The sequence below is a fragment of the Nioella sediminis genome (genome assembly GCF_001879695.1).
In the GTDB taxonomy this organism is placed as follows: domain Bacteria; phylum Pseudomonadota; class Alphaproteobacteria; order Rhodobacterales; family Rhodobacteraceae; genus Nioella; species Nioella sediminis.
The window spans coordinates 1-26,221 of sequence record NZ_MNBL01000004.1 but is presented as its reverse complement, the minus strand read 5'-3'; the positions used below and the strand labels follow the sequence as shown (position 1 = coordinate 26,221).

Below are 26,221 nucleotides of genomic sequence, written 5' to 3'. Positions count from 1 at the left end.
TTCTAATCCGCCCTCGGGGCAAGCACCGGCGCATTGATCGGGCTGCCATCGGCGTTGAAGAACGGGGTCTGTTTGCCCGCACGCCCAAGCTTTGCAGCGAGGGTGCGTTTCACAAAGCGCCAGATGACCCGGCCGCCATTCTGGTGGCGCTGCTTGCCATTGGGACCGGTGACGAAGCCATGGGCGATGACAGGGCCAAGTGGCGCGGGATCGGACAGGTTGCCCGTCAGGATGCCCGCGAAGGGCAGCGCAGGGGAGCCGAAAGTGTTGATCATCGGCGTATCGCAACATTGCGCCGTCCAGCGAAACAGGCCCTTTGGCGACAGCTGAACCGGGATCAACCGGTCGGCGCCCGTGACGATCTCGATCCGGTCCGGGGTGGTCTGCCAAAGATCGACACCGCCCGCAGCCGAGTCGCCCAGACCTGAAAGCTGCATCGCGCGGGCGCAGGAATTGCAGTGGCAGACGACATGCGTTCCCTCTTGCGGGCGCACATCGTGCAGGATGCCGGTGACGGTGCCGCAGCGGCAGGCGAAGGAGATATCCGCGCCTGCCGTCATGGGACTATTCGGCGGCCGTGGTGACGGCGCTGACCGGGGTCTTGGGAACATCGCAATTGGCGTCGATGAAGTTCAGCACCAGCGGGCGGATATTGGTGCGCCAGCTTTTCCCGGCGAAGATGCCGTAATGCCCGGCGTTCGGTTCCAGGTAGTTGGCCTTCTTCTCTTCCGGCAGGCCGGTGCATAGCCGCAGCGCAGCGACACATTGACCGGGGGCCGAGATATCGTCCTTGCCGCCCTCGACCGTTTTGACCGCGACGGTGGTGATCTTGCCCAGATCGACCTGCTTGCCCGCGACGGTGAAGCGATTCTGTGCAATCTCCAGCCCTTTGAAGATGCGTTCGACGGTCGACAGGTAAAATTCTGCCGTCATGTCCATCACGGCGAGATATTCGTCGTAGAATCGGTTGTGCTTGTCATGATCCGAGGCTTCGCCCTTGGCGACGGCAAGGATCTGGTTGGAGAACGCCTTGGCGTGCTTTTCCGCGTTCATCGCCATGAAGGAGCTGAGCTGCTGAAGACCAGGATAGACCATCCGGCCCGCGCCCATGTACTTGAAGCCGACGCGCTGAACGACATGGCGTTCCAGCGTGCCCATGGTGATGCGGTTGCCGAAATCGGTGACGTCGGTCGCGGCCGCATCGGGGTCGATCGGGCCGCCGATCAGGGTCAGGGTGCGGGGCTGTGCGTCGGGGTCTTCCTCGGCCAGATAGGCGGTGGCGGCCAGCGCGAGGGGCGCAGGCTGACAGACTGCGATCACATGGGTATCTGGCCCCATTTCGCGCAGAAAATCAACGAGGTAGAGCGTATAATCCTCGATATCGAACTTGCCTTCCGACACCGGAATGTCGCGCGCATTGTGCCAATCGGTGATGTATACGTCACAATCGGGCAGCAGGCTGACAACGGTCGAGCGGAGCAGCGTAGCGTAGTGGCCCGACATCGGCGCAACCAGCAGAACCTTGCGGCCCGTGGGCGCGCGGCCCTGCACCTTGAACCGGATCAGGTCGCCAAAGGGGCGGGGCATCACGGTTTCGATATCGACCAGATGGTCGCGACCATCGGCGCCGGGAATGGAATGGATGTTCCAGTCGGGCTTGGCGATCATCCGTTCGAAGCTGCGTTCCATGACCTCGCCCCAGGCGGCGGTCAGTTTGATCATCGGATTCGGGATCAACCCAAGCTGGGGGTAGCCGCACATCGCGCGTGCGGTGGACCCGAGCCACTGGTTGGTCACACGGATCGATTCCATCATGTCGTAAGTAAGAAGATGTTTCATCGCGCTGTGACTCCTGCAAAACTGAGGAACGACCGGTCCAGTCGGACCCGGATCATTTCGTCGCTTTGCCCCCTCACCCTGGCAAGGCTTATATGCACATGCAGCATTGAGAGGGCAAAATCAAGTCATGGCACAGCACGCAGACGGAGGAGACAGCGACATGGGGGACAATCTTGAACGCCTCAATGCGAATCTCGCGAAGATGGAGGAGCTGTCCAAACGGATGGTGGCCGCCCTCGGACAGAAGGACCTGACAACCGACGCGGGCATGTCCGGGCCGGGGCAGGATCTGTACGTGAAAGCGGGGTCGGCGCTGTTCAACGAGATGCTGACAAACCCCACCAAGCTGATGGGCCATCAGGTAGCCTATTGGTCGAAGGCGGTGGAAAATTTCATCGAAACGCAGCAGGCGCTTGCTGCCGGGCAGTTCGAAATGCCGGAAGACGACGATGCCCCGAAGGACAAGCGATTTGCCAATCCGATGTGGCGCACACATCCCTATTTCCGCTTCGTGCGCAAACAGTACGAACTGAATTCCGACGCCATCGAGCAATCCATGGCCGAGCTGGAGGGGCTGACCCCGAAGGAAAAGAGCCGGGTGGAGTTCTTTTCCCGCCAGATCATCGACCTCTTTGCGCCGACGAATTACCTCGCCACCAATCCCGACGCGCTGCAGAAGGCCATCGACACGGATGGGCAGAGCCTCGTGGACGGGCTGGAAAACCTTGTCCGCGACATCGAGGCCAACAAGGGTGAGCTGCTGCCGACCCTGTCGGACCCCAATGCCTTCAAGGTAGGTGAAAACATCGGCACCGCAGAAGGCAAGGTCGTGTTCCGCAACCGGATGATGGAGGTAATCCAGTACGCGCCCAAGACCGACACGGTCTATCGCACGCCGCTGGTGATCTTCCCGCCCTGGATCAACAAGTTCTACATCATGGACCTCAAGCCCCAAAACTCGCTGATCCGCTGGATCGTCGAGCAGGGCTATACGCTGTTTGTCGTGAGCTGGGTGAACCCAGATGCCAGCTATGCCGAAGTCGGGCTGGAGGACTATATCGAGGAGGGGTATCTTCAGGCGGTCGAGGTCGCCAAGGAGATCACCGGAGAGAAACAGGTCAATGCCGTTGGCTATTGCATCGCGGGCACGACCCTGTCGGCGACGCTGGCCCTGCTGCAAAAACGCGGCGACAAGTCGATCAAATCGGCCACCTTCTTCACCACGCTCACCGATTTCAGCGATCAGGGGGAGTTTACCGTCTTCCTGCAGGATGATTTCGTCGACGCGATCGAACGGCAAGTCACCGAGAAGGGCATCCTCGACAGTTTCTTCATGTCCAAGACCATGAGTTTCCTGCGGTCGAACGATCTGGTCTACGGCCCCGCCGTGCGCAGCTACATGATGGGCGAAGCACCGCCCGCCTTCGACCTGCTCTACTGGAATGGCGACAGCACCAACCTGCCCGGCCGGATGGTCAAACAGTACCTGCGCCAGCTTTGCCAGGGCAATGAACTGGCCGAGGGAGGCTTCAAGATTCTGGGCGAAACGGTCAGCATCCGCGACATCAAGCTGCCGGTCTGTTCCGTCGGCACCAAGACCGACCACATTGCGCCGTGGAAGAACTGCTATCGCGGTTTTTCGCAGTTCGGCAGCCGCGACAAGACCTTCATCATGTCCGAGTCGGGGCATATCGCCGGCATCATCAACCCGCCCTCCAAGAAGAAATACGGCCACTTCCTGAACCCCAAGGTCAAAGGCACCGCGGACGAGTGGCTGGAAGGCGCGGAATTCCATGAGGGCTCGTGGTGGCCGGTTTGGGAAGAGTGGTTGCAACGCCGGTCAGGGGCGCAGGTTTCCGCCCGCGAACCGGGTGAGTCGGGCCATGAAACGCTTGGCGATGCGCCTGGAACCTATGTTCTGGTGACGACAAAGGGCTGATTTCCAAGGGGTTTGCGAATATTTTGCTGCGGTGCAGAAAAAGACTTGATTTGCTGCGCTGCAGCATGCATATTCTTTCGCAGACGCAGAATTCAAACCCTACCGTCCCCGAGCTGGACAAACAGGAGACAGACCCATGGCCAAGACCAACGATTTCACCAAATACATCAACGAAGCAATGGCTGCTTTCCCCGTTGACATGACCGCCTACAACGATGCCTTCAAATCTTCCGCCGCAATGGGCGAGAAGTTCTCCAAGGTTGCTCTGGAAGCCGCCGAAAAGTCGACCGAGATCTCGACCCAGTGGACCAAGGACACCCTGGCCAAGCTTGGCGATGTTGCAAAGGTCAAGGACGAGCCGACCGCCTACACCAAGTCGATGACCGATTTCGCATCGGCTCAGGCTGAAATGACCGCCGAAACCCTGGCCGCCTTCGCCGAGGTTGCCAAGAAAGTGCAGATGGAAACCGTCGAGCTGATGATGGCCGCCGGCAAGGAAGCTTCGGAAGAAGCCACCGCAGCCGTCAAGAAAGCCACCGCCGAGGTGACCACCGCTGCTAAGAAAGCTGCTGCCGCCTGAGGCGCCAGACAGCCCTGATTTCGCCCGGATTTCCTCCCACTCCGCGCGAATTCCAGAAGGACGGACCCGCACCCCGGGCCCGTCCTTTTCTTTTGTGCGGTCAGGTGATTGCTTTTTGTGCACAAAGGACTAGGCTCTCCATGCTGCAATGCAGTGTGAAGGATAAGGGAGTTGGCTATGGCTGACACGAATGCACCGTTGCTGATCAAGCGCTATGCCAGCCGCAGGCTCTACAATACCGAGACGTCGGACTATGTGACGCTGGAAGATATCGCAGGCTTCATTCGCGAAGGCCGCGAGGTGAAGATCGTCGATCTGAAATCGGGCGACGATCTGACCCGGCAATACCTGCTGCAGATCATCGCCGAACATGAAAGCCGCGGTGAAAGCGTGCTGCCCATCGGCGTGCTGACCGATCTGGTGCGCAGCTACACCACGCAGGCGCAGAGCGTCGTGCCGGAGTTTCTGGCCATGTCTTTCGAGATGCTGCGGGACGGACAGTCAAAAATGGTCGAGAACATGACCGCGCTGAACCCGATGGCCAGCATGCCTGGCTTCGAGGCGATGCGCGCGCAGCAAGAGGCCTTCATGAAGGCCATGACCGGCGGCATGTCCGGCCAGTGGTCGGGGCCTGCCGCGTCAGAGGACGAGGGCAGCGAAGAGGCCGGGGACGAGCTTTCAGAGATCAAGAAACAACTGGCCGAACTTCAGTCGAAACTGTCCAAGCTGTGATCCGCGCCGAAGAAGGATTTTCCCGAAAATCCTTCAGGCGCGAAAGCCGGAAGATTTTTCCGGAAAAATCTTCTTTTTAAAAACTTTTCGTGAAAAGTTTTCGTCAGGTCCCGTAGGCGCGGGTCTGGGATTTCACGTCTTCGGCCGCAGCCAGAAGAGCCGAGGCGATTAAATCGAGATCGTCCCTCTGAAGCCGCGCCGGAAGGCGCACATCGCAGGCCCGCATCAGCATGGCGCGGGTTTGGGGCAGGTCGGGCTGGTCGCCGGCAATGAACTGCCAGTTCCAGAAGGCGCGGGCATTGTCGGTGGACAGGCCAAAGACCTGCACCTTGACCCCACGGGCCGCTGCCGCGTCTGCAAAAGCGCGTGCCTCAGTGTCATCGGTGAAACCTACCAGATTGAACTGGATCGAGTCCGGTGCCCGCTCTTCCGGCGGAAGGGCGGGGGGCACCGATAGCCAGGGCGAGCTGTTCAGCAGCCCGGCCACATAATCGTGATTGCGCCGGCCATCGCGCACCCGGCGGGCGACTTCGGGCAATTGTGATCGCACGATCGCGGCCGATAGGTTGGACAGGCGCAGATTATAGAGTGGCAACTGGTTCTGCCAGCGGGCAAAGGCGGCAGAAAGATCGCCAGTGTTGTCGCCCTCGGGTCCCATGTGCTTGGCCCAGTTATGCTCATAGGCGCCGGACATGATCACCGCGCGCGCCACCAGATCGGCATCATCGGTCACCAGAATGCCACCCTCACCGGAATTGACCAGCTTGTAGGACTGGAAGCTGAAACAGCCCACGCGCCCGATGGTGCCGATCTTGCGCCCATGCCATGTGGTGCCGAGCGAATGGGCCGCGTCTTCGACCACCGGGATGCCGCGCGCATCGCAGAGCGCCATGATCGCATCCATGTCAGAGGTGTGGCCGCGCATATGGCTGATGATGACCGCGCCGATGCTGTCATCAAGCTTGGCGGCGAAGTCCTCCATGTCAACGCGGTAATTCTCTCCCACCTCGACAAGAACCGGCTGGCAGTTGGCATGCACCACGGCAGAGGGGACAGCGGCGAAGGTGAAGGCGGGGATCAGCACGCGGGTGTTGGGTTGCAGGCCCAAACCAAGCAGGGACAGGAACAGCGCGGCAGAGCAGGAGGATACCGCCAGCGCGTATTTCATCCCCATCATGTCCGCGAATTCGCGTTCCAGCAGGCTGACCGGCGCATCTTCGGGCGCGGTGTAGCGGAATAGGTCGCCTGTCGTAAGCAACCGCTCCACCTCGGCGCGGGCGCTTTCGGGGATCGGCTCGGCATCATAGACATTGGGGGCGAGTGCCATGATTTCACCTTTTCGAAAATCAGTATTTCGATTTTCTTTACATCGGAATCGTAACAGGTCAAAGACAGAACTCGCCGCCTCAGCCGATTTCTGCCCTGTTTGGCCGCGGTTCAGCCCCGGTTTTGCAGGAAATGCGCGGCGATCTGCTGGCCGACCATGCTGCCTTCGGTTGGCAGATGCAGACTGTCCTCGGCCTCGCTTAGCAGGGACTCGGGGACCGCGCCGCCCTTGAGCGCGCGGGCAAAATACCCGGTCACCTCGGTATCGAACTCCGGATGCGGCTGATAAGTCAGACCGGTGTCGCCATAGGCGAGGACCGCGTTTTCGCAAAACGGGGATTGGCCGAGTCGTCGCGCAGCAGAGGGCAGGGCGACAACCTGATCCTGATGCCAGGCATTCAGGGGCACGTCCCGCCCTTCGATCTGGTAGACATGGCGGCCGACGCACCAGCCGCCCGCGTGCTTTTCGACCCGACCGCCAAGCGCCTGCGCGATGATCTGGTGACCGAAACAGATGCCCACAAGCGGCTTGCCGCTGGCATGAATGGCCCGGATCGTGTTTTCCAGCGGCGCAATCCACGCATGGTCTTCATAGGCCCCGGCGGTGGATCCGGTGACCAGCCAGCCCTCGGCCTCGTCCATGTGATCGGGCAACTCCATCGCCTCGACATTCCAGGCCCGGTAGCTGAACCCGTGCCCCTCCAGCAACCGCTCAAAGAGCCCCTGATAGGGGCCAAGCGCGGCTTGTGTGGGGGCGTCGAACTCCTCCGCCTGAAGAATGCCGATCCGCATTGGGCCTACCGGATCAGGTTCGGCCGATACCGCACGCGGGCGCGGCGCTCGGCGGGCAGGTGGCGGTTGAGGCGGCGGTTGATCAGGCTGAAGACCGTGATGACGATCAGCGTCAGGATGATGAAGAACATTGCCACGATCGGGTAGGGCACGAAGGGGTTGAAGGTCCGGTCCGCGAAATAGCTGGCGTAGTAGAGCGCATCGCCCTGTTGGCGAAATGCGGGAAAGCCCGAGAAATAGACCAGCGTCGTGGCATGGAAGAGGAAGATCGCCTCATTCGTATAGGCGGGCCACGCGAGCCGCAGCATGGTCGGGTAGACGATGCGCCGGAATCGTTTGAACCCCGACATGCCATAGGCATCCGCAGCCTCCAGATCGCCCTTGGGGATCGAGCGCAGCGCACCATAGAAGATCTCACCGGCATAGGCGGCGGTGTTCAGGAACAGCACGATAAGCGCCCCGAGCCAGGCTTTTGCGAAGGGGTCGGTCAGCCAGCTGATGTCGAGCGTGCCGATTTCCTCGGGCAGGCGGACCAATGCGAAATAGGCCAGGAAGAACTGGATGAAGAGCGGCGAGCCCCGGAAGACGAAGATGAACCACTCCGCCGGTTTGCGCGCCCATTTGGCTTGGCTGTTCTTGGCCACGGCCAGCGTCACGGCAAAGAAGAACCCGAAGAACAGCGCCAGCACCCCGAAATAGATATTCCAGATCATGCCGGAGCCGATCAGCGTGACCTGTTCGCACAGGCTGATTTCACCGCGCGGCAACAGGCGCTCACCATAGCCGAGCGAGCGGAAGGCATAGGCCTGGACGGTCTCCCAACAGCTCATGCCGCGGCCTTTCTTTGCGCTTCACCGCCAGCGGTGGCCTGCCCGTGGCTGAGGCGCCGGGTGATGCGGGCAAGCACGACTTCCGACACGCGTGTGAAGCCCAGATAGAAGACCAGAAGTGCCAGGAAATACCACAGCCGCCAGTCGGGATGCGGATAGGCATATTGCGAGGTGCGGCTGCCGCCCAGTTCCCGCGCCCAGTAGACGATATCCTCAACCCCCAGCAGGAACAGCAGCGGCGTGGCCTTGATCAGGATCATCCAGAGGTTTGACAGGCCGGGCAGCGCATAGATCCACATTTGCGGGACGAGGATGCGCCAGAAGGTCTGGCGGCGGGTCATGCCATAGGCCTCGGCGGTTTCCAGCTGCGCGCGCGGCACCGCCCGCATGGCCCCAAACAGCACGTTGGCAGCAAAGGCCCCGAACACGATCGAGAAGGTGAAGACCGCGATGAAGTAGTTATAGACCTCGTGCACCCATTGCGGGGCGGAACTGAGAGGGATTTTCGCAGCCTGGCAGACCACGAAATTCGCGCCTTGTCGGATCGGCTCGTCCCAGTTGGGGCACTGGATCTGGTGATTGACCCACTCCAGCGCCTGATCGAGCGCGATCACGAAGAAGAGGAAGAAGGCGATGTCCGGCACGCCGCGCACCATCGAGGTGTAAAGCTTGCCCATCCAGCTGATCGGCAGGATATGCGACCGGCTGGCCGCAGCGCCGATGAAGCCGAAGGCCAGCGCCACGGGGGCGGTGATGGCCAGAAGCAGCAGCACTGTCAGGAAGCTCTGATAAAACAGCATATGGACGCCGTTGGTCAGGTAACAGGCGAACCATGGGGCTGTGTCCAGTGTGGAAGGATCGGCGCAGAACTCGAACATCGGACCTCGCAGGGGTTGGCGCGCGGCAGGACGGACCCGCCGCGCGCCGGGGTCGGATTATTCGTAGGTCGGCACGTCGTCGCCGAACCACTCGACCAGCAGCGCGTTCAGCGTGCCGTCTTCCTTCATCGAGGTGATGGCGGCGTTGAACATCTCGCGCAGTTCGCCGTCGGTTTCGCGCAGGCCCATGCCCACACCACCGCCGAGCGGCACCGGATCGCCGACAACCATCAGTTCATCATCCTCGTCGGTGATGTCGGTGAGGAAGTCGATATCCGCGAAGACCGCGTCGGCCTCGCCATTGCGGACTGCGGCCACGGTTTCATCGGGGGTCGCGTATTCCAGCAGGGTGGCGCCGGATTCGGCGATATAGCCCGACTGGATGGTGTTGGCCTGCGCCGCGATCACGCCGGTGGCAAGGTCCACATCATCGGACAGCGCCACGTAGATGGACGGGGTCGGCGGGATATAGTCCTGGGTGAAGTCGATCACTTCATCGCGTTCGTCGGTGATCGACATGCCCGCGATGATGGTGTCGTAGTTGCCCGAGGTCAGGTTCGGGATGATTGAGTCCCAGTCATTGGTGACCCACTCACAGGTCAGACCGGCGCGGGCGCACAGCTCATCGCCCAGAACCCGCTCGAACCCGTCAACTTCGCCATCATCGTTGATGAAGTTATACGGAGGGTAGGCGCCCTCGGTGCCCATGCGGATGGTGCGGCCATGGCCGTCGGCAAAGGCGGCACCAGCCGTCAGCGCCAGGATAGCTGCGGAAAATGCGAGTTTTTTCATTGTCTTACTCCCAGTTGGTTGTTGGTTTTCGTCATTTCGACGTGGTGTGACTGAGGAATTGCTGAAGGCGTTCCGTTTGCGGATTGCCGAACAGGTCCTCGGGGTTGCCTTCTTCCTCGATCTTGCCCTGATGCAGGAACACGACATGGTCCGACACATCACGGGCGAGCCGCATGTCGTGGGTCACGAGGATCATGGTGCGGCCCTCGGCGGCAAGGTCCTTGATGACCTTCACCACCTCCTGTTCCAGCTCCGGGTCGAGCGCCGACGTCGGTTCGTCGAACAAAAGCGCACGTGGCTGCATGCAGAGCGCACGGGCTATCGCCGCCCGCTGCTGCTGCCCGCCCGACAACTGCGCAGGCCAGGCATCGCATTTGTCGCCGATGCCCACCTTGTCGAGATACATCCGCGCGTCTTTCTCCACCTCGGCCTTGTCGCGGCCAAGTACCGTGACCGGGGCCTCCATCACGTTTTGCAGGATGGTCATATGCGCCCACAGGTTGAACTGCTGGAACACCATGGACAGGTTGGTGCGGATGCGGCGGATCTGGTCGCGGTCGGCCGGGTGGCGGCCATGGCCCGAGCCTTTCCAATGCACCTCCTCGCCCTCGAAGGCGATAACGCCCTCCTGGCTGTCTTCCAGCAGGTTGGCGCAGCGCAGAAGCGTGGATTTGCCGGACCCCGATGACCCGATCAGTGACACCACGTCGCCCGCGCGGGCCCGCATGTCGACGCCCCTCAGAACGTGCAGATTTCCGAAACTCTTGTGTAGTCCCGTGATTTCGATGACGGGCGGTGCTTGGTCTGTCACTCTATCGTTCCCTGTGGACCTCAGCGATTTCTGCGCAAAAATGGCGTAAATGCAATGCGCATCTGTCGGGTGACCTAAGGTCCACCCGTGGATTTGCCCGTCATTGCGGCAGATCGTCGGGATTTGGCGGCACCGGTAGCGCCATGTAATCGGCAAGCGGAAGGCGGGCGAACCCGGCCAGTCCGAGCGTTCGGCGGTCCGGATCGGGCAGCGCGGAAAGTGCCGTGTTCAGCGCGAGGATCAGCGGCTCCGGGTCGCGGCCCCGGGCGGTGATCAGCGGCAGCGCCGGAGTGGGGGCGGTACGGCCGCGTTCGACAAGCGCCATGAGGTCGGGTTCATAGCGCAGCAGCAGTCGCCAGGTGTGGGCGTCGATGGCAGCCAGATCGGCCCGTCCTTCCAGCACCGCGCGGGCAGACAGGGCGTGGCCGCCCGACAGGATCGGCCGGGCGGGTGTGAGGCCCAGATCGGCTGCGTAGCGACAGAGCGCCCCCCACCCGGATTGGCTCAGCCCCTCATTGATCGCGATACGGCCCTTCAGAAGTGCTGTCATCGGGGTGTCTGAATGCTCTGCCCGGGTGATCAGGACCGAGTTGTACTGTCCCGGCGCACAACCGGGCAGCGCGAAATCCGGCGTGGCGACCAGTTGCACCTTGTCATGGAGCCGTGCCCTTAGGGGCAGTCCGCAGGTCTGCGACAGCAGCAGGTCGGGCGATTGCCAAAGGTTCCAGGGGCTTGCGAAGTCCCGCGTCAGCGCCTCGGGCGCATCAATGCCAAGGTCGCGCAGGGCATCGCGGGTCAAAGCCCAGAAGCGGTCCGTCTGGTCCCGCATCTCCGGGCGGTCATACATGGGCAGAGAGGCATGCATCAGGTCTATCCAAGGGTCTGGGCGCAGGGGCCGAAGGCAAGATCGTCAATCGCGATGCCGCCGGGATCGGTGTTTTCGAGTGTCAGCCCGGCGATGGTGGACCGGCTGTCAGCGCTGCGCAAGCCATGGGCCGACATGCCGAGCGGCAGTTGAAACGAGAGCTGGCCCAGACGGGTTCCCGCGCGGCCGTAAGCGGTCAGCCGAACCTCACCGCGAGCAGTCGCAAAGGTGCCGAGCGGGTCCGGATAGTCGCTGTGAACCCGCATTCCAACCTGGCAGATATCCTCGTCAAACAGCACCGCAATGCTGCCCTCGCCCCGTGCCTCTAGCGCAGGAAAGCCTGCGGGGCCAAGGGGATAGACCGCCATCGAGCCGAAGCCGCGATGCGTTGCCACGGAGAGCCCCCTGCCTGCGGGGCCGGTGACCAGCGCCAGCGGCCCGGAGGGCCGCCCCCCGATCCGGTCGAAGCCGTTTTCGGCCCATATGCGCTGCCCGGCAAAGCCGGTTCCCAAGCGTCCCCCTGCAAAGGCAATCCCGTGATCGACGGAATAGCCGGGTTCCGCGCGGGGCGGCAGGATCTCGAAATCGACGATGGTGAGCGCGTCTCTCACCACGGCGGGATAGCCGGCGGGTTCGATACCTTGCGCCAGGGCAGGAGTGGCCAGCAAAGCCAGACTGGCCAGCAGCGCCCGCAGCACGGCCTACCCCCGCGCTTCGACCCGTTGGCGGGCCAGCGCGCTGTCGCGGTCATTGACGCCCAGAAGGTTGGTGGTCATGCGCATCAACGCATCCTCCTCGTGGTCGCGTACCCCATCGGCAAGCACCACGGCCCAGAGCGCCTCGATCACCGCTTCGCGGTCCTCGTAGGGCACGGCATCCTTGATCGCGCGGGTGAAGCGGACGGTGTCCGGGGCTTCGTGCTCCAGCCGTTCGGCCTGTGCGCGCAGCTTGGCTGCCTCGACCGGATTCAACCCGTGGCGTTCGGCAAGGATCTTGTCGATGCGGGCCAGTTCCCGTTCATCATAGTGACCGTCGCTCTTGGCAATGCGCACCAGCAAAGCTGCAAGCGCGAGCCGTGCGTCCAGCTCTGGCAAGGGGGCGGGTTCCGGGGCCGTCAGGCGTCTTATGAGATCTCCGAACATGTTTCCCAGATAAGCGGATGTCTCGCGACTGCCAAGTCCAAAGGTTCAGTCCGGCGGCGGCATGATGTGGCCGGACATGACCGGAACGGCGCTGCCAGCGACCCGGATGGCGGTGATCTTGCCGCCCGAACACGCGACGGTCAGACCGATTTCCGAGGGGCGTCCCATCTCTACCCCCTGGATCAGGGTGAAGGCGGTGTTGCCCTCTGGCTCCAGATCGCCACCCGCCAGCAATTGCGCCGCGAAGATGGCCGAGGCCGATCCGGTGGCGGGATCTTCCGGGATGCCATGGTCGGGGGAAAACATGCGTGTGCGGAACGTATGGTCGCCCGCAGGGGTGTACAGGAACACCGATTCGTTGGTGTTTCGGGCCAGTTCGGCCCAGGCGGCGCCCGTGGGCTTGGCGGCGGCCAGCGCATGGGGTCCGGCCAGTGGCACGAACAGGAAATCGGGCCCGGCCTTCCAGACCCGTGGCACATGGCTGCCATAGCCGATCTGTCCCGCCGACAGGCCGAGCGCCTTGCCGATCAGTTCGGGGCTTGTGTCGCCACCAAGCGGGGCGGGTAGCTGCGGCGCGGTGAATTCCGCCCGGATCAGCCCGTCACGGCTGCTGACGGTCACGGGGACCAGTCCGGCCACTTCCTCCAGCGTGATCAGGTCGTCCCAATCCGCGCCCGCGTTGCGCTGCCTGGCCAGATGGATGGCGCAGCCGATGGTGGGGTGACCGGCAAAGGGAATCTCTGCCGTGGGAAGGAAAATGCGCACCTTGGCACTGTGGTCGGGGTCGTCGGGCGTCTGCACGAAAATGGTTTCCGACAGGTTGAATTCCCGCGCCATGGTCTGCATCTGCGCCGTGGTCAGCCCGTCGGCCTGCTCAACGATGGCCAGCGGATTGCCGGTATATGGCCGGTCGGTGAAAACATCGCAGGTGGCGAAGGGCAGGGCAGTCATCGGGCAGGCCTTTCCGTGGGAAGCGTCCAATCAGTTGGCGCTGAAAGCGGCGCGGGATGCAAGCCAAAGAAAACGGGCGGGGCATTGCTGCACCCGCCCGCCGATGTCGCGAGGATGTGGGATCAGAAGTGGAAGGCGACGCCGATCGACAGGGCGGTGCGGTCCAGTTCGGCCCCGGCGGGGACGCCCGTGCCCGACAGATCCAGAACCGAGTGGCTCAGCTCGATGCGGCCGGACATCGTGTCAGTGAACATATGCTCGACACCCAGACCGAAGACCGCGCCGTCAAGATCGGGCGTGACCGCAGAGGTCGAGATGGCGAGATCGCCGGTCTGATAGCCAACGCGGCCATAGATCATCGTGTTGTCAAAGACATAGCCGGCGCGGGCGCTGATCGTCATCATGTTTTCAAGATCGACGATGGTGGCCCCGCCGGACACATTGTGACCGCCGGAGGCTCCAAAGCTCAGTTCGCCGCCGACAACCCAGTTGCTGTTCAGGGCATGGTTATACCCTGCGAACAGCTCATAGCCCAATTCGTTGCTGATCGAGGAGGCCGAGAAGTTCGGGTCGAGCCCGACAGAGCTGATGGCGAGACCGCCGTAGAAGCCGTCGAAGCTGGTCGCGTCTGCATGGGCCGAGGAGGCAGCCAGAGCGGCGGCAAGGGCAATGGCGGAGGCAAGGGGGGTAAAGGTTTTGGTCATGATAAAAGTCCTTGGTCGTTTATGGCCTATGGCGGTGATGAGAAGCTGCTGAAATGGCTTTCAAGGATAGGTCGTTGCAGGCCGGGCGACGGTTCAAAGACAGTGACAGAAAAGTTAACCCCCGCGCCGGACATCCGGGCGGGGGCTGAATTTCTGAATTATTTCAGTTATTTGATCGTCAGACGAGGCGCGAGTTTTCCTTCGCGGCGCGCACGAAATCGCGGAACAGCGGGTGCGGTTCGAACGGTTTCGACTTCAGCTCCGGGTGGAACTGGACGCCGATGAACCACGGGTGGCCGTCATGTTCGACAATCTCTGGCAGGGCGCCGTCGGGCGACATGCCGGAGAAGATCAGCCCCTTTTCCTCCAGCGCCTCACGATACTTGATATCGACCTCGTAGCGGTGGCGGTGGCGTTCCTCGATCGCACAGGAGCCATAGACTTTCGACACCAGAGAGCCCTCTTTCAGCGTCGCGTCATAGGCGCCGAGCCGCATGGTGCCGCCCTTGTCGTCATCGACCTTGCGTTTCACCGTGTAGTTGCCCTGCACCCATTCCTTCAGGTGATACACCACGGGCGTAAAGCGTTTCTTGCCGGATTCATGGTCGAACTCTTCCGACCCGGCATCGCCCAGATCGGCGAGATTCCGCGCCGCTTCGATGACCGCCATCTGCATGCCCAGGCAGATGCCCAGATAGGGCACCTTATGTTCGCGGGCAAACTGCGCGGCCTTGATCTTGCCCTCGGTCCCGCGTTCGCCAAAGCCGCCGGGCACGAGGATCGCGTCGAAGTCTTCCAGATAGGGCACCGGGTCTTCGCGGTCGAAAATCTCGGCGTCGATCCATTCGGCCTTGACCTTCACCCGGTTGGCCATGCCGCCATGGGTCAGCGCCTCCTTGATGGACTTGTAGGCGTCTTCAAGCTGCACGTATTTGCCGACGATGGCGATGCGCACCTCGCCATCTGTGTTGTGGATGCGGTCCGCCACATCATGCCAGACGCTCAGATCGGGGCGCGGTGCGGGCGAGATGCCGAAGGCGTCCAGCACCGCCTGATCCAGCCCCTCGCGGTGATAGGCCAGCGGCGCCTCGTAGATCGAATTAAGGTCATAGGCGGCGACCACCGCCTCCTTTCGGACGTTACAGAACAGCGCGATCTTTTCGCGTTCCTTGTCGGGAATCGGCTGCTCCGACCGGCAGACCAGCACATCGGGCGCGATCCCGATGGATTGCAATTCCTTGACGCTGTGCTGCGTAGGTTTGGTCTTCAGCTCACCCGAGGCGGCCAGGTAGGGCAGCAGGGTCAGATGCATGAAGATGCATTGCCCGCGCGGCTGATCGTGGCTGAACTGGCGGATCGCCTCGAAAAACGGCAGGCCCTCGATATCGCCCACGGTGCCGCCGATTTCGCACAGCATGAAATCGACATCGTCTTGACCGATGGCGAGGAAGTCCTTGATCTCATTCGTGACGTGCGGAACCACCTGGATGGTCTTGCCCAGGTATTCGCCGCGCCGCTCTTTCTCCAGCACGTTGGAATAGATTCGGCCCGAGCTGACGGAATCAGTCTTGCAGGCGGGAACCCCGGTGAAGCGTTCGTAATGGCCGAGGTCCAGATCGGTTTCCGCCCCGTCATCGGTGACGAACACCTCGCCATGTTCAAATGGCGACATGGTGCCCGGATCGACGTTCAGATAGGGGTCGAGCTTGCGCAGCCGGACCGTGAAGCCACGGGCTTGCAACAGCGACCCCAAAGCCGCGGATGCCAGACCTTTCCCGAGCGAGGACACAACCCCGCCGGTGATGAAGATGTATCGCGCCATGTGGTGCAATCCCCCGTGCCGGACCGGTCAGCCAAATACGGCAAATCCCGGTCGCTCAATCCCTATTTCACGGGATTTGAGGATAACAGGATTCGCACGGTCAGGGCAAGCCGGCCGCTAGATGGTGTTTGAATAAGGGTCGTAACCCCAAGATTTATTGAGGTCAGTCAGCGCGCGGCGGAACCAGCGGCGCATCGGTTTCAGCGGGCGGAAGCAACGGACCGTCCCCCGGAAGGGCCGGAACCGAGGTATCTTCCGAAGATTCGGCAGGCGCTGCCCCGATGCGGTCGAGCACCGAGCCGCCAGAGGAATTCTGGGCGGCAATGATGGTCAGGGTCAGCGAGGTGGCCAGGAATGCAATCGCGAAAATCCAGGTGATCTTGCCAAGTGCCGTTGCCGCTTGGCGCCCGGTCATCGCACCGCCACCGCCGCCCATGCCGAGACCGCCACCTTCGGACCGTTGCAGCAGGACTACGCCGATCAGACAGATGGCCAGGATCAGGTGGACGACGAGGATGACGTTTTCCATGTGGGCAGCTTCCCGGGCCTTGCATTCTTTGGAGCCTACTTATGGGATGCGTCAGGCCGCCGCAAGAGCCTTCACCATGCAGTTGCAGCACGAATTGCCGGGATTGTGCGCTCGACCGGGCTGTGTCGCGCGGGGCTGCGTCCATTCGGGCCACACTTTCCGGTTTCGCAGGCGCAAGGCCATCGCTATACACGGGCCGGTTTGATCAGGAAGGAACCTCGGACATGGCCAATGTGGTTGTCGTGGGCGCCCAGTGGGGCGACGAAGGCAAGGGCAAGATCGTCGACTGGCTGAGCGAGCGCGCAGACGTCATTGCCCGGTTCCAGGGCGGGCACAATGCCGGCCATACGCTGGTCATCGACGGCAAGGTCTACAAGCTGCACGCGTTGCCCTCGGGCGTGGTGCGCGGCGGCAAGCTGTCGGTCATTGGCAATGGTGTGGTGCTGGACCCGTGGCACCTGATGAACGAGATCGCAACCGTGCGCGAACAGGGGGTGGAGATCACGCCCGAGACCCTGATGATCGCGGAAAACACGCCGCTGATCCTGCCCATTCATGGCGAGCTTGACCGCGCCCGCGAAGAGGCGGCCAGCAAGGGCACCAAGATCGGCACCACCGGGCGCGGCATCGGCCCCGCCTATGAGGATAAGGTGGGCCGCCGGTCCATCCGTGTTGCCGATCTGGCGGATGAGGCCACCCTGATCGCCCGCGTCGATCGCGCGCTTCAGCATCACGACCCGCTGCGCCGGGGGCTGGGGATCGACCCGGTGGACCGTGACGCCCTGATTGCTGCCCTGAAAGAGATTGCGCCGCAGATTCTGCCCTTCGCGGCCCCGGTCTGGAAGGTGCTGAACGAAAAGCGCCGCGCCGGGAAGCGGATCCTGTTTGAAGGGGCACAAGGTGCGCTGCTGGATATCGACTTCGGCACCTATCCCTTCGTGACCTCCTCGAACGTGATTGCAGGTCAAGCGGCAACGGGCGTCGGCATCGGCCCCAATGCGATTGATTTCGTGCTTGGCATCGTGAAGGCCTATACCACCCGCGTGGGCGAAGGCCCGTTCCCGACCGAGTTGGAGGATGATGACGGCCAGCGCCTTGGCGAACGGGGCCATGAATTCGGCACCACCACGGGCCGTAAGCGTCGCTGCGGCTGGTTCGATGCCTGCCTTGTGCGCCAGACCTGCGCGACCAGCGGCATCAACGGCATTTCACTGACCAAGCTCGACGTTCTGGACGGGTTCGAGACGCTGAAAATCTGCGTGGCCTATGATCTGGATGGCAAGCGGCTGGATTATCTGCCGACCGCCGCCGATCAGCAGGCGCGCTGCAAACCGATCTACGAGGAAATGCCCGGCTGGTCGGAATCGACCGAGGGCGCGCGGTCCTGGGCCGATCTGCCTGCCAATGCGATCAAATATGTGCGCCGGGTCGAGGAACTGATCCAGTGCCCCGTCGCGCTTCTGTCCACCAGCCCGGAGAGGGACGACACGATCCTCGTGACCGACCCGTTTGCCGACTGATGGCGCTGTCCTACAAGGCGCGGCGCCGCTGGTCGCTGATCATCCTGCTGGTGGGGCTGCCGGTCTATATCGGGCTGGCATGGTTCCTGCTGAGCCTGTTTGACCGGCCCTCAATCCTGCTGGAACTGGGCATCTATGTTGCCCTCGGCATCCTGTGGGCGCTGCCCTTCCGCGCCATCTTCAAAGGCGTGGGACAGGCCGACCCCGATGCCGGGCACGACGAGACCCCAGGCGACTAGACCCGGGCGCGGTTTGGCGTGTGAGGCTGCCGGATCAGTCGTTCGAATAGGGCGAGCGTGGCGATAGCCGGAACTGACCGCGCCGGATCTTCTCGATCTGGCCGTCATTGAGAACCCTGCCAAAGGCGCGGATCGCCTCTTCGCGGGTGACGCTGTCGCCGGGGCGGTCCTGCACCATGCGGATGACTTCCGAGCGGCTGAAGACCTGCTGACCGCGCTGCACGGCCAGAAAGCCGCAGGCAGCCGAGGCCACTTCGGTGAGATCCTCGATGTCCTGTTCCTGCAGGAAGGCGTGAAAGCTCTGGTCCGTGTCGAACAGGTTTTCCTCGGGCTCTGGCATGCGCGTGACGCGATCATTCGCGGCCAGCGTCAACGGCGCGGCCTGATCCTCGTCCCGGTCTTCCTGCTGTGCATGGGCCAGGGCGGCCCCACCACGGGTCACCCGGCGCGGGCGCACGATGCTGGCCTGCGGGGCGGGGCGGTTGTTGCCCTCGTCGACGCGCTGTTCGGATACCAGAACCAGCGGCGTCTGGCGCGGCTGTTCGCTGGCCGGGCGGTCGGACCGGCGACGGCCGTTGTTCTGAACCCGGCGCGGGCGCATGACCTGCGCCAGATCTTCGCGATATTGAGCGGTGTCGTCACGCGGCTCCTGCGGGCCGGTCAGCTGTTCTTCGGCAGCACGGGCCGCAACGGCGGCTTTCAGGTGTTCGATATTGGCCCGGCGACGGGTGTTTTCATCGGTGGACAGATGGCTGTCGGTTGCGTCAAACAGGCGGCTGACATTGGCCTCGGCCACATCGCCGCCGCTCATGTGCTGCCGGCGGGCTTCGCGTTCGGCGCGGCGGGCTTCGCGTTCGGCTTCGATCTGCGCCAACTCGCGCTGCAACTCGGCTTCTGCATCCGGTGCCAGGGTGGCGTCTTCCTCGGCGGGAACGTCCACTGCAGCCGTTGCCTCGGCTGCGGCCGAGCTGGCGTCAGCAGTTTCGGGCGCAGTCTGAGCCTCGGGTGCGCGGCCACGGATCACCCAGACACGCGGGGCGCGGGCGGGCGTTTGGGCAGGCGCGGCTTCGGCCTCGGGGGCGTCCTGTTCGGCGGCGGCAGGTTGGGATTCGGTCACGGCCTCCGGGGCGGTATCTTCTGCCGCTTCAGCGGCCGGACCATCGGAAAAAGGGTCGCTATCGTCTTCGTCCTCGCTGTATCCGGTTGCGGGGGCGGCCTCTTCGTCCTCTTCCATGGCCACGACGCGACGAATGCGGGCCAGCTTGGCGGCCACGCTGTCGGGGTCGGGGTAGCTGTCCTCGGCAGGTTCGCGTGCCGTCTCGGTCAGGTCTTCAACGACCTCTTGCGCATGATCCGAGACCTCTTCCGCCATGGTGGTGGCGGTGTCTTCGAGTTCCTCGGCGGCGTCTTCGATCACCTCATCGGCGGCAGCGATGCTGTCCGCCAGTGCGGCAGCGATATCCTCTGCGGCGTCATCCGTGTCGTCTTCGGTCTCGGCAATGGCTTGCGGGGCTTCGGCGGCATCATCTTCCAGATCGTCGTCCGAAACCGTCGCCATGGCCTGCATCACGGCGGACAGCGTGTCCTCTCCGGCTTCGCCGGGTGCAGCCGTGTCGGGCAGAGCGTCTTCGGCACTGGACTCCGCTGCGTCCACGGATGCCTCTTCTGCGGGCTCTTCGCTGGCAGCGGCCTCGGCAGGGTCTGCCATGGCAGCGGCAAAGGCGGCACCGGCCATCGCGGCAGCTGCGGCGATGGAATCGCTGCGGGGGGCCTCTGCCTGCGGTTCTTCCGTGGCCTCATCGGTTTCTGCCTCTGCAACCGCTTCAGGCTGGTCGTCCGTGGCGGCGACAGCGTCTGCCTCGGTTGCTGCGTCAGCCGATTCGCCGGTCTCCGCTTCGGCGGCGGTGTCTTCCTCGGCCGGGCTGCTGTCCGCGATGTCCGATTCCGTCGCATCCTCTGCGGCGGGGTCTTCTGTGGACTCGTCCTGGTCATCTTCCGCAGCGTCATCTTCCGCAACCGGCGCGTCCCCGGCTTCAGCGGCCTCTTCGCCCATTGCCTCCGGCTCTGCTTCGGCGTCTGGTGCTTCACTCTCGGGCGCGGCATCAGCATCGGCGTCGTCCGCGTCAGAGATTTCCGCCGCCATTTGCGGAGCCGCAGCCTCCGTCACATCGCCTGCATCCAGCGGTTCTGCGTCATCTGCATCACGATAGGCCGAGGGGCGCAGCAGCAGTCCGCTTTCCATGATCCGCGCATCGACGCGGGCCTGGATGGCGTCCTCGGTGATCCGGTGCAGCGTTTCGGTGTCGGGGGTCGGGGGTTCCGCCCCGAAGAACCTGTCACCGGCGGCGAGATCACGGAAGTATTCCGCAATGGCCTTCATTGCCTCGAACGGATTGTCGAACCCTTCCAAGGTGCAGGAGAACGTCCCGTAGGATACTGTAAGGATCTTGTTTTCGTCGCTCATGGCTCAATCTCTGCTCGTCCGAGTTCGATCCCGGAATTTACCATCTTGAGAAAAGGTGTAACAAACCTATTCCAGCCAAACGGGACGGCATTGGGGCCATTCAGTGATTTCTGACGCGAAAAACGGCGAGAATTTGGAAAGCGCATCTGGGTCCTTCCGATATGACACTTTGGTGACAATATTGGGCGGTGGCGACGTTAACACAGGTGATCTTGCCGATTCCTTGAGAAAAGCGCCAGTGCTGGTGGCGGCCGACGGTGCGGCGGATCGGGCGCTGGAACTGGGATATGTGCCCGATCTGGTGGTTGGCGATTTCGATTCCCTGTCGGCAAGGGCCCGCGCAGAGTTGCCCGCGGACAAGCTGATCCACGTATCGGAGCAGGAAAGCACCGATTTCGAGAAGGCGCTGGCCCGAATCGATGCGCCCGGCGTGCTGGCGCTCGGGATGACCGGAGGGCGCACGGATCATGAACTGGCCGCCTGGCACACACTGATGCGCTGCCCTGTCCCGCGCTGCATTGTCGTGGCCGAGGAGGATATCGTCTTTCTCTGCCCGCCCGCCTTGCGGCTGGCGCTGCCCGTCGGGACGCGGCTGTCCTTGTTTCCCATGGCGACGGTCAGCGGCAGCTCGGACGGGCTGCAATGGCCCATTGACGGCATTGCCTTCGCTCCGGGGCGGGCCATCGGCACCTCGAACCGGGTGGTGGCCGAAGAGGTATGCCTTGAGGTTGATCAGCCTGCGATGCTGGTGATCCTGCCCAAAGAGCACCTGCCCGCGGCGGTTTCGGCGCTGTTCTGAGGGGTTTTTCCCTCGCACCGCGCGCCCTGCTTGTGTAATAGCCTCGTGACGGAACCAAAACGGGCAAGCCGATGACCGCAGAGCTCTCTCCTATAGATAAAGCCAAGTTCGTGGCCGCCAAGCGGGCGGTGGATTATGTCGAGGACGGCATGCGCGTGGGCCTGGGCACCGGATCGACCGCCGCATGGATGGTGCGCTGTCTGGGCGAGATGGTGCGCGAAGAGGGCATCCGGGTGACCGGCGTCGCCACCTCGACCCGCACGGCAGATCTGGCGCGGCAGGTCGGTGTGCCGATTTCCACCCTCGATGAGGTCAAGTGGCTGGACCTGACCATTGACGGGGCGGATGAATACGATCCGCATCTGAACCTGATCAAGGGCGGCGGCGGGGCGCTGTTGCAGGAGAAGATTGTCGCCACCGCCTCGGATCAAATGATCGTTATCGCGGATGCAACCAAACAGGTGGAAACGCTTGGCGCCTTCCCGCTGCCGGTCGAGGTCATCCCCTTCGGCTGGCAGACCTCCAAGGCGCTGATCGAGGAGATGCTGGGCAATCTCGACGTGCTGGGAACCACGACCTCGCTGCGCCTGGCCAATGACCAGCCCTTCCGCACGGATGAGGGCAATTTCATCCTCGACCTGCATTTGCGCCATATTCCCAACCCGCAACAGGTGTCTCTGGTCCTCAACCAGATCCCCGGCGTCGTGGAAAACGGGTTGTTCCTGGATATCTGCGATATCGTGATCATCGGCGCGGGCGATGGCAGCGTCGAGGTGCGCGACATCAATAACGGCACCGTGGAACACGAGCAGATCGACATTATCGACACCGATAACCTGTTCTTGGACGTCTCGGACTGATGCACGGGGGCTTGTGCGCTGATGCGTATGGCCCTTTTGCAGGCAACCCCCTAGCTGCGGCACGTCACTAACAGCGATTGAGGAGCAGGCCATGAGCCAGTTTGATTATGATCTTTTCGTCATCGGCGGTGGCTCGGGCGGCGTGCGCGCGGGCCGGATCGCGGCGGAACATGGCGCGCGGGTCGGGCTGGCCGAGGAATACCGGATGGGCGGCACCTGTGTCATTCGCGGCTGTGTGCCCAAGAAACTGATGGTCTATGCCTCGGGCTATCCCGGCCAGGTGCATGATGCCGCCGCTTATGGCTGGGATGCCGAGGTGCACGGTTTCAACTGGACCAAGTTTCGCGCCAAGCTGGACGCAGAGCTCGACCGGCTGGAAGCGGCCTATCGCGGCAATCTCGACCGGTCCGGCGTCGTAACCCACAACGCCCGCGCGGTGCTGAAGGATCCCCACACGGTGGAACTGTCCGACGGGCAAAGCTTCACCGCCGCGCATATCCTCGTGGCGACCGGCGGCTGGCCCTTCGTGCCGGATTTTCCGGGTTCCGATCTGGTGATGACCTCGAACGAGGTCTTCAAGCTCGACCGCCAGCCCGAAAGCATCCTCATTGTCGGCGGCGGCTATATCGCCTGTGAATTTGCCGGCATCTTCAACGGTCTGGGCACCGAGGTGACGCAGTTCTATCGCGGTGCGCAGGTGCTTCGCGGTTTTGATGACGAGGCGCGCGGACACGTGGCCGACGCCATGCAGGCCCGCGGGGTAGAGCTGCATGTGGGCACCGATGTGCTGGAAATGAAGGCCGTGGAGGAGGGCATTTGGGTCAAGGCCTCCAACGGGATGGAGCAGGTCTTCGAAAAAGTGCTCTATGCCACGGGCCGCAAACCCAACAGCGCCGGTCTGGGGCTGGAGGAGATCGGCGTCGAGATGGGCCGCAATGGCGAGATCAAGGTCGATGATTACAGCCAGACCAACATCCCCTCGATCTTCGCCGTGGGCGACGTGACCGACAGGGTGAACCTGACGCCGGTGGCGATCCGCGAAGGCCACGCCTTTGCCGACACCGTCTTTGGTGGCACCCCGCGCAAGGCCGATCATGACCTGATCCCCTCTGCCGTCTTCACGCAGCCGGAACTGGGCACCGTGGGTTTGACCGAGGAACAGGCCCGCGACGCGGGCCCGATCGAGGTCTATTCCGCCGCCTTCCGCCCCATGCAGACGCTCTTTGCCGGGCATGAGGAACGGGTGCTGATGAAACTGATCGTCTGCGCCGATACGCGCAAGGTTCTGGGTGTGCATCTGGTGGGCGATCACGCGGGTGAATTGATCCAACTGGCGGGCATCGCGGTGAAGATGGGGGCCACGAAAGAGGACTTCGACCGGACCATGGCGGTGCACCCGACCATGGCCGAGGAACTGGTCACGATGAAAACACCTGTGCGCACGGCTTGATTTTCCGGGCCAAGGGGCACAGGTAGCGTATGGAAACGGGTGCGCCTTGCGGGCGCGCCCACGCAATAACAAGGGGTAGAAACCGGCATGGCTGGACATTCTGGCGGACCCTGGGGCGGCGGTGGCGGCTCCGGTGGCGGAGGAAACAGGGGAAATGACGATGACAATCGCGGCGGGCGACGCCCCGGCGAGGGTCAGCAGATCCCCGAAATTGACGAGATTGTCCGCAAGGGCCAGGAACAGCTGCGCGTCCTGATGGGCGGTCGCGGTGGCGGCAGCGGCGGATCCGGCGGTGGCGAAGGCCCGCAATTCGGACGCGGTACTGTCGTGATCGGCCTCGTCGCGGCTGCGGCGCTTTGGGCCTATGCCTCTGTCTACACGGTTGCGCCGGAAGAACGCTCGGTCGAGCTTTTCCTTGGCGAACGCTTCGCGGTGCGCGATCCGGGCCTCAACTTTGCCCCCTGGCCGCTGGTCACGGCAGAGATCGTCGAAGTCACGACCAACCGGACTGAATCCATCGGCATTGCCCGCTCGGGCGGTGGTGACACCGGCTTGATGCTGACCACGGACGAAAACATCGTTGATATCGACTTCGAAGTGGTCTGGAACATCTCCGACCCCGAGGCCTATCTGTTCAACCTCGCGGAACCCGAGGCCACCGTGCGCGCCGTGTCCGAGGCCGCCATGCGCGAGATCATCGCCGCGTCGCAACTGGCCCCGATCCTGAACCGCGACCGTCAGATCATCGCCGACACCGTGCAGGAACTGATCCAGACCACGCTGAACAGCTATGATTCGGGCATCAACGTCGTGCGTCTCAACCTCGACCGCGCCGACCCGCCGGTTGAAGTGATCGACGCCTTCCGCGACGTGCAGGCGGCTGAACAGGAACGTGACCGGCTGGAACGTCAGGCCGATGCCTATGCCAACCAGGTGCTCGCGGGCGCCCGTGGTGAAGCCGCGCAGCTTCTCGAAGAGGCCGAAGGTTACCGCGCGCTTGTCGTGAACGAAGCCCAGGGTGAGGCCAGCCGCTTCGCCGCCGTTCTTGAGGAATACCTGCAAGCGCCCGATGTGACCCGGACCCGTCTCTATCTGGAGACCATGGAACGGGTGCTCGGCGGGATGGAGACCATCATCCTCGACACCGACGCCGCTGGCGGAATGGGGGGCGTCGTGCCCTACCTGCCGCTCAATGAACTTCGCAGCCGGGGGAACTGAGCCATGCGCAAGGCAACTTTCATCATCCCCGCCATCGTGATCGTCGTGGCGATCCTCATGAGCTCGGTCTTCATCGTCGACGAACGCCAGCGCGCGCTGGTGCTGCGCTTCGGGGACATCCGCACCGAGATCGAGGAACCGGGCCTGAACTTCCGCATCCCGATCTTCGAACAGGTCGTGTTCTACGATGACCGCATCCTGTCGCTCGACACCGCGCCGATCGAGGTCACGCCCTCGGACGACCGGCGTCTGGTCGTCGACGCCTTCGCCCGCTACCGCATCATCGACACCCGCCAGTTCCGTCTGGCCGTCGGTGTGGGCGGCATCCGCGAGGCGGACCGGCTGCTCGAAGACATCCTGAACCCGCAGATCCGGGCTGTTCTGGGTGCCGACGGGGTGACGTCGAACACCATCCTGTCCTCGGACCGGGCCGAACTGATGCAGCGGATCACCCTTCAGGCTCGCGCCCTGGCCGCGCCGCTTGGCCTTGATGTGCTGGACGTACGTCTGAAACAGACCGCGCTGCCGCTTCAGAACCTCGAAGCGACCTTCGCCCGGATGCGGGCGGAACGCGAACGCGAAGCCACCGACGAACGCGCCCGTGGTGAGGAAGCCGCGCAGCGGGTGCGCGCCCAGGCCGACCGGACCGTGGTCGAACTGGTGTCGGATGCCAACCGCGAAGCCGAGATCATCCGGGGTGAGGCCGATGCCGAGAGGAACCGGATCTTCGCGGAAGCCTTCGGCCAGGACCCGGATTTCTTCGAATTCTACCGGTCCATGACCGCCTATGAACGGGCCCTGAACGGAGAGAACTCGTCGATTGTCCTGAACCCGGACAGCGCATTCTTCGACTTCTTCGGGCAGCCCGGCGGCCGTGCCCCTGTGGTCGTGCCCGCGCCTGCGGAGTAAGTGATGATCCAGACGATCCTCTGGGGACTCGGACTGGTGCTTGTGATCGAGGGGCTGGCCTATGCGCTGGCCCCTTCGCTCATGAAGGACCTGATGCGGCGCATGCAGCACGAGCCGGAAGAGACCCTGCGGATTGCGGGGTTCGGCGCGCTGGTGATCGGCACCGGGCTTGCGGTGCTGAGCAACCTTCTGGGCGGCTGACTCCGCCAAGGGGAGCTTCGGTTTCGCCG

Annotated in this window: 27 protein-coding genes; 11 read left to right on the top strand and 16 right to left on the bottom strand. The window is 63.1% G+C overall.

Annotated features, from left to right (window positions below; translation table 11 throughout):
• Positions 1-2: 2 nt before the first annotated feature.
• Both BKY26_RS00315 and phaZ read right to left on the bottom strand, forming a co-directional pair.
• A complete protein-coding gene (locus BKY26_RS00315; protein ID WP_071688406.1) occupies positions 3-560 on the bottom strand; it encodes a DUF6151 family protein in 558 nt (185 codons plus the stop codon).
• A 4-nt stretch (positions 561-564) separates the two neighbouring features.
• The gene (gene phaZ / locus BKY26_RS00310; protein ID WP_071688405.1) at positions 565-1,839 is read right to left on the bottom strand and encodes a polyhydroxyalkanoate depolymerase; all 1,275 of its coding nucleotides are present in this window, start codon (positions 1,837-1,839) and stop codon (positions 565-567) included.
• 127 nt (positions 1,840-1,966) lie between these two features.
• Here phaZ and BKY26_RS00305 point away from each other — a divergent pair, with 127 nt between their 5' ends.
• The 3 genes from BKY26_RS00305 (at position 1,967) to phaR (ending at position 5,090) form a co-directional block, all read left to right on the top strand.
• The gene (locus BKY26_RS00305; protein WP_071688404.1) at positions 1,967-3,778 is read left to right on the top strand and encodes a PHA/PHB synthase family protein; all 1,812 of its coding nucleotides are present in this window, start codon (positions 1,967-1,969) and stop codon (positions 3,776-3,778) included.
• A gap of 136 nt (positions 3,779-3,914) precedes the next feature.
• Entirely contained in the window at positions 3,915-4,358 is a 444-nt protein-coding gene (locus BKY26_RS00300) for a Phasin (protein ID WP_071688403.1), read from the top strand.
• A 177-nt stretch (positions 4,359-4,535) separates the two neighbouring features.
• Positions 4,536-5,090, top strand: coding sequence for a polyhydroxyalkanoate synthesis repressor PhaR (phaR, locus tag BKY26_RS00295; protein ID WP_071688402.1), 555 nt, complete (start codon positions 4,536-4,538; stop codon positions 5,088-5,090).
• Between the two features lie 103 nt (positions 5,091-5,193).
• Here the strand turns inward: phaR and BKY26_RS00290 are convergent, their stop codons facing one another.
• The 13 genes from BKY26_RS00290 to secG all read right to left on the bottom strand — a co-directional run bounded on the left by BKY26_RS00290 (position 5,194) and on the right by secG (position 16,532).
• The gene (locus BKY26_RS00290; protein WP_071688401.1) at positions 5,194-6,417 is read right to left on the bottom strand and encodes a DegT/DnrJ/EryC1/StrS family aminotransferase; all 1,224 of its coding nucleotides are present in this window, start codon (positions 6,415-6,417) and stop codon (positions 5,194-5,196) included.
• 110 nt (positions 6,418-6,527) lie between these two features.
• Positions 6,528-7,208, bottom strand: a complete 681-nt coding sequence (locus BKY26_RS00285) for a type 1 glutamine amidotransferase (RefSeq protein WP_071688400.1) — start codon at positions 7,206-7,208, stop codon at positions 6,528-6,530.
• Positions 7,209-7,213: 5 nt separating this feature from the next.
• Positions 7,214-8,038 carry an ABC transporter permease gene (locus BKY26_RS00280; RefSeq protein ID WP_071688399.1) on the bottom strand — a complete coding sequence of 275 codons (825 nt, stop codon included), beginning with the start codon at positions 8,036-8,038 and terminating at the stop codon, positions 7,214-7,216.
• Positions 8,035-8,916, bottom strand: a complete 882-nt coding sequence (locus BKY26_RS00275; RefSeq protein WP_071688398.1) for an ABC transporter permease — start codon at positions 8,914-8,916, stop codon at positions 8,035-8,037. Before BKY26_RS00275 ends, BKY26_RS00280 begins: the two co-directional genes overlap by 4 nt.
• Before the next feature lie 57 nt (positions 8,917-8,973).
• Positions 8,974-9,708: a transporter substrate-binding domain-containing protein gene (locus BKY26_RS00270; protein ID WP_071688397.1), complete on the bottom strand. Its 735-nt coding sequence runs from the start codon at positions 9,706-9,708 to the stop codon at positions 8,974-8,976.
• A 31-nt stretch (positions 9,709-9,739) separates the two neighbouring features.
• Entirely contained in the window at positions 9,740-10,519 is a 780-nt protein-coding gene (locus BKY26_RS00265) for an ABC transporter ATP-binding protein (protein ID WP_071688396.1), read from the bottom strand.
• 100 nt (positions 10,520-10,619) lie between these two features.
• Positions 10,620-11,384 (bottom strand): phosphate/phosphite/phosphonate ABC transporter substrate-binding protein, encoded by a 765-nt coding sequence (locus BKY26_RS00260; protein WP_071688395.1) that lies wholly within the window; start codon positions 11,382-11,384, stop codon positions 10,620-10,622.
• A 5-nt stretch (positions 11,385-11,389) separates the two neighbouring features.
• The gene (locus BKY26_RS00255; RefSeq protein WP_071688394.1) at positions 11,390-12,082 is read right to left on the bottom strand and encodes a hypothetical protein; all 693 of its coding nucleotides are present in this window, start codon (positions 12,080-12,082) and stop codon (positions 11,390-11,392) included.
• Positions 12,083-12,085: 3 nt separating this feature from the next.
• Complete coding sequence (locus BKY26_RS00250; protein ID WP_071688393.1) at positions 12,086-12,526, bottom strand: tellurite resistance TerB family protein; 441 nt, start codon at positions 12,524-12,526, stop codon at positions 12,086-12,088.
• 45 nt (positions 12,527-12,571) lie between these two features.
• Complete coding sequence (locus BKY26_RS00245; protein ID WP_071688392.1) at positions 12,572-13,477, bottom strand: PhzF family phenazine biosynthesis protein; 906 nt, start codon at positions 13,475-13,477, stop codon at positions 12,572-12,574.
• A 122-nt stretch (positions 13,478-13,599) separates the two neighbouring features.
• Positions 13,600-14,181: an outer membrane protein gene (locus BKY26_RS00240; protein WP_071688391.1), complete on the bottom strand. Its 582-nt coding sequence runs from the start codon at positions 14,179-14,181 to the stop codon at positions 13,600-13,602.
• Between the two features lie 178 nt (positions 14,182-14,359).
• Entirely contained in the window at positions 14,360-16,003 is a 1,644-nt protein-coding gene (locus BKY26_RS00235; RefSeq protein WP_071688390.1) for a CTP synthase, read from the bottom strand.
• 163 nt (positions 16,004-16,166) lie between these two features.
• Positions 16,167-16,532, bottom strand: a complete 366-nt coding sequence (gene secG, locus BKY26_RS00230) for a preprotein translocase subunit SecG (RefSeq protein WP_071688389.1) — start codon at positions 16,530-16,532, stop codon at positions 16,167-16,169.
• A 224-nt stretch (positions 16,533-16,756) separates the two neighbouring features.
• On the opposite strand from secG, the gene BKY26_RS00225 reads away from it, so the two are divergent.
• Both BKY26_RS00225 and BKY26_RS00220 read left to right on the top strand, forming a co-directional pair.
• Entirely contained in the window at positions 16,757-18,052 is a 1,296-nt protein-coding gene (locus BKY26_RS00225; RefSeq protein WP_071688388.1) for an adenylosuccinate synthase, read from the top strand.
• Positions 18,052-18,291, top strand: coding sequence for a DUF2842 domain-containing protein (locus tag BKY26_RS00220; RefSeq protein WP_071688387.1), 240 nt, complete (start codon positions 18,052-18,054; stop codon positions 18,289-18,291). The genes BKY26_RS00225 and BKY26_RS00220 overlap by 1 nt, the downstream gene beginning before the upstream one ends.
• A 34-nt stretch (positions 18,292-18,325) precedes the next feature.
• Here BKY26_RS00220 and BKY26_RS00215 read toward each other — a convergent pair whose 3' ends face one another.
• On the bottom strand, positions 18,326-20,755 hold the full coding sequence (locus tag BKY26_RS00215) for a hypothetical protein (RefSeq protein ID WP_071688386.1): 2,430 nt from the start codon (positions 20,753-20,755) through the stop codon (positions 18,326-18,328).
• Between the two features lie 103 nt (positions 20,756-20,858).
• On the opposite strand from BKY26_RS00215, the gene BKY26_RS00210 reads away from it, so the two are divergent.
• The 6 genes from BKY26_RS00210 (at position 20,859) to BKY26_RS00185 (ending at position 26,192) form a co-directional block, all read left to right on the top strand.
• Positions 20,859-21,554 carry a thiamine diphosphokinase gene (locus BKY26_RS00210; protein ID WP_425434458.1) on the top strand — a complete coding sequence of 232 codons (696 nt, stop codon included), beginning with the start codon at positions 20,859-20,861 and terminating at the stop codon, positions 21,552-21,554.
• A gap of 71 nt (positions 21,555-21,625) precedes the next feature.
• Positions 21,626-22,414, top strand: coding sequence for a ribose-5-phosphate isomerase RpiA (rpiA, locus tag BKY26_RS00205; RefSeq protein ID WP_071688385.1), 789 nt, complete (start codon positions 21,626-21,628; stop codon positions 22,412-22,414).
• 91 nt (positions 22,415-22,505) lie between these two features.
• On the top strand, positions 22,506-23,864 hold the full coding sequence (gene gor / locus BKY26_RS00200; RefSeq protein WP_071688384.1) for a glutathione-disulfide reductase: 1,359 nt from the start codon (positions 22,506-22,508) through the stop codon (positions 23,862-23,864).
• 87 nt (positions 23,865-23,951) lie between these two features.
• On the top strand, positions 23,952-25,082 hold the full coding sequence (gene hflK / locus BKY26_RS00195) for an FtsH protease activity modulator HflK (protein ID WP_071688383.1): 1,131 nt from the start codon (positions 23,952-23,954) through the stop codon (positions 25,080-25,082).
• 3 nt (positions 25,083-25,085) lie between these two features.
• Positions 25,086-25,991, top strand: a complete 906-nt coding sequence (gene hflC / locus BKY26_RS00190; protein ID WP_071688382.1) for a protease modulator HflC — start codon at positions 25,086-25,088, stop codon at positions 25,989-25,991.
• 3 nt (positions 25,992-25,994) lie between these two features.
• Positions 25,995-26,192, top strand: coding sequence for a DUF2065 domain-containing protein (locus BKY26_RS00185; RefSeq protein WP_071688381.1), 198 nt, complete (start codon positions 25,995-25,997; stop codon positions 26,190-26,192).
• Positions 26,193-26,221: the final 29 nt, after the last annotated feature.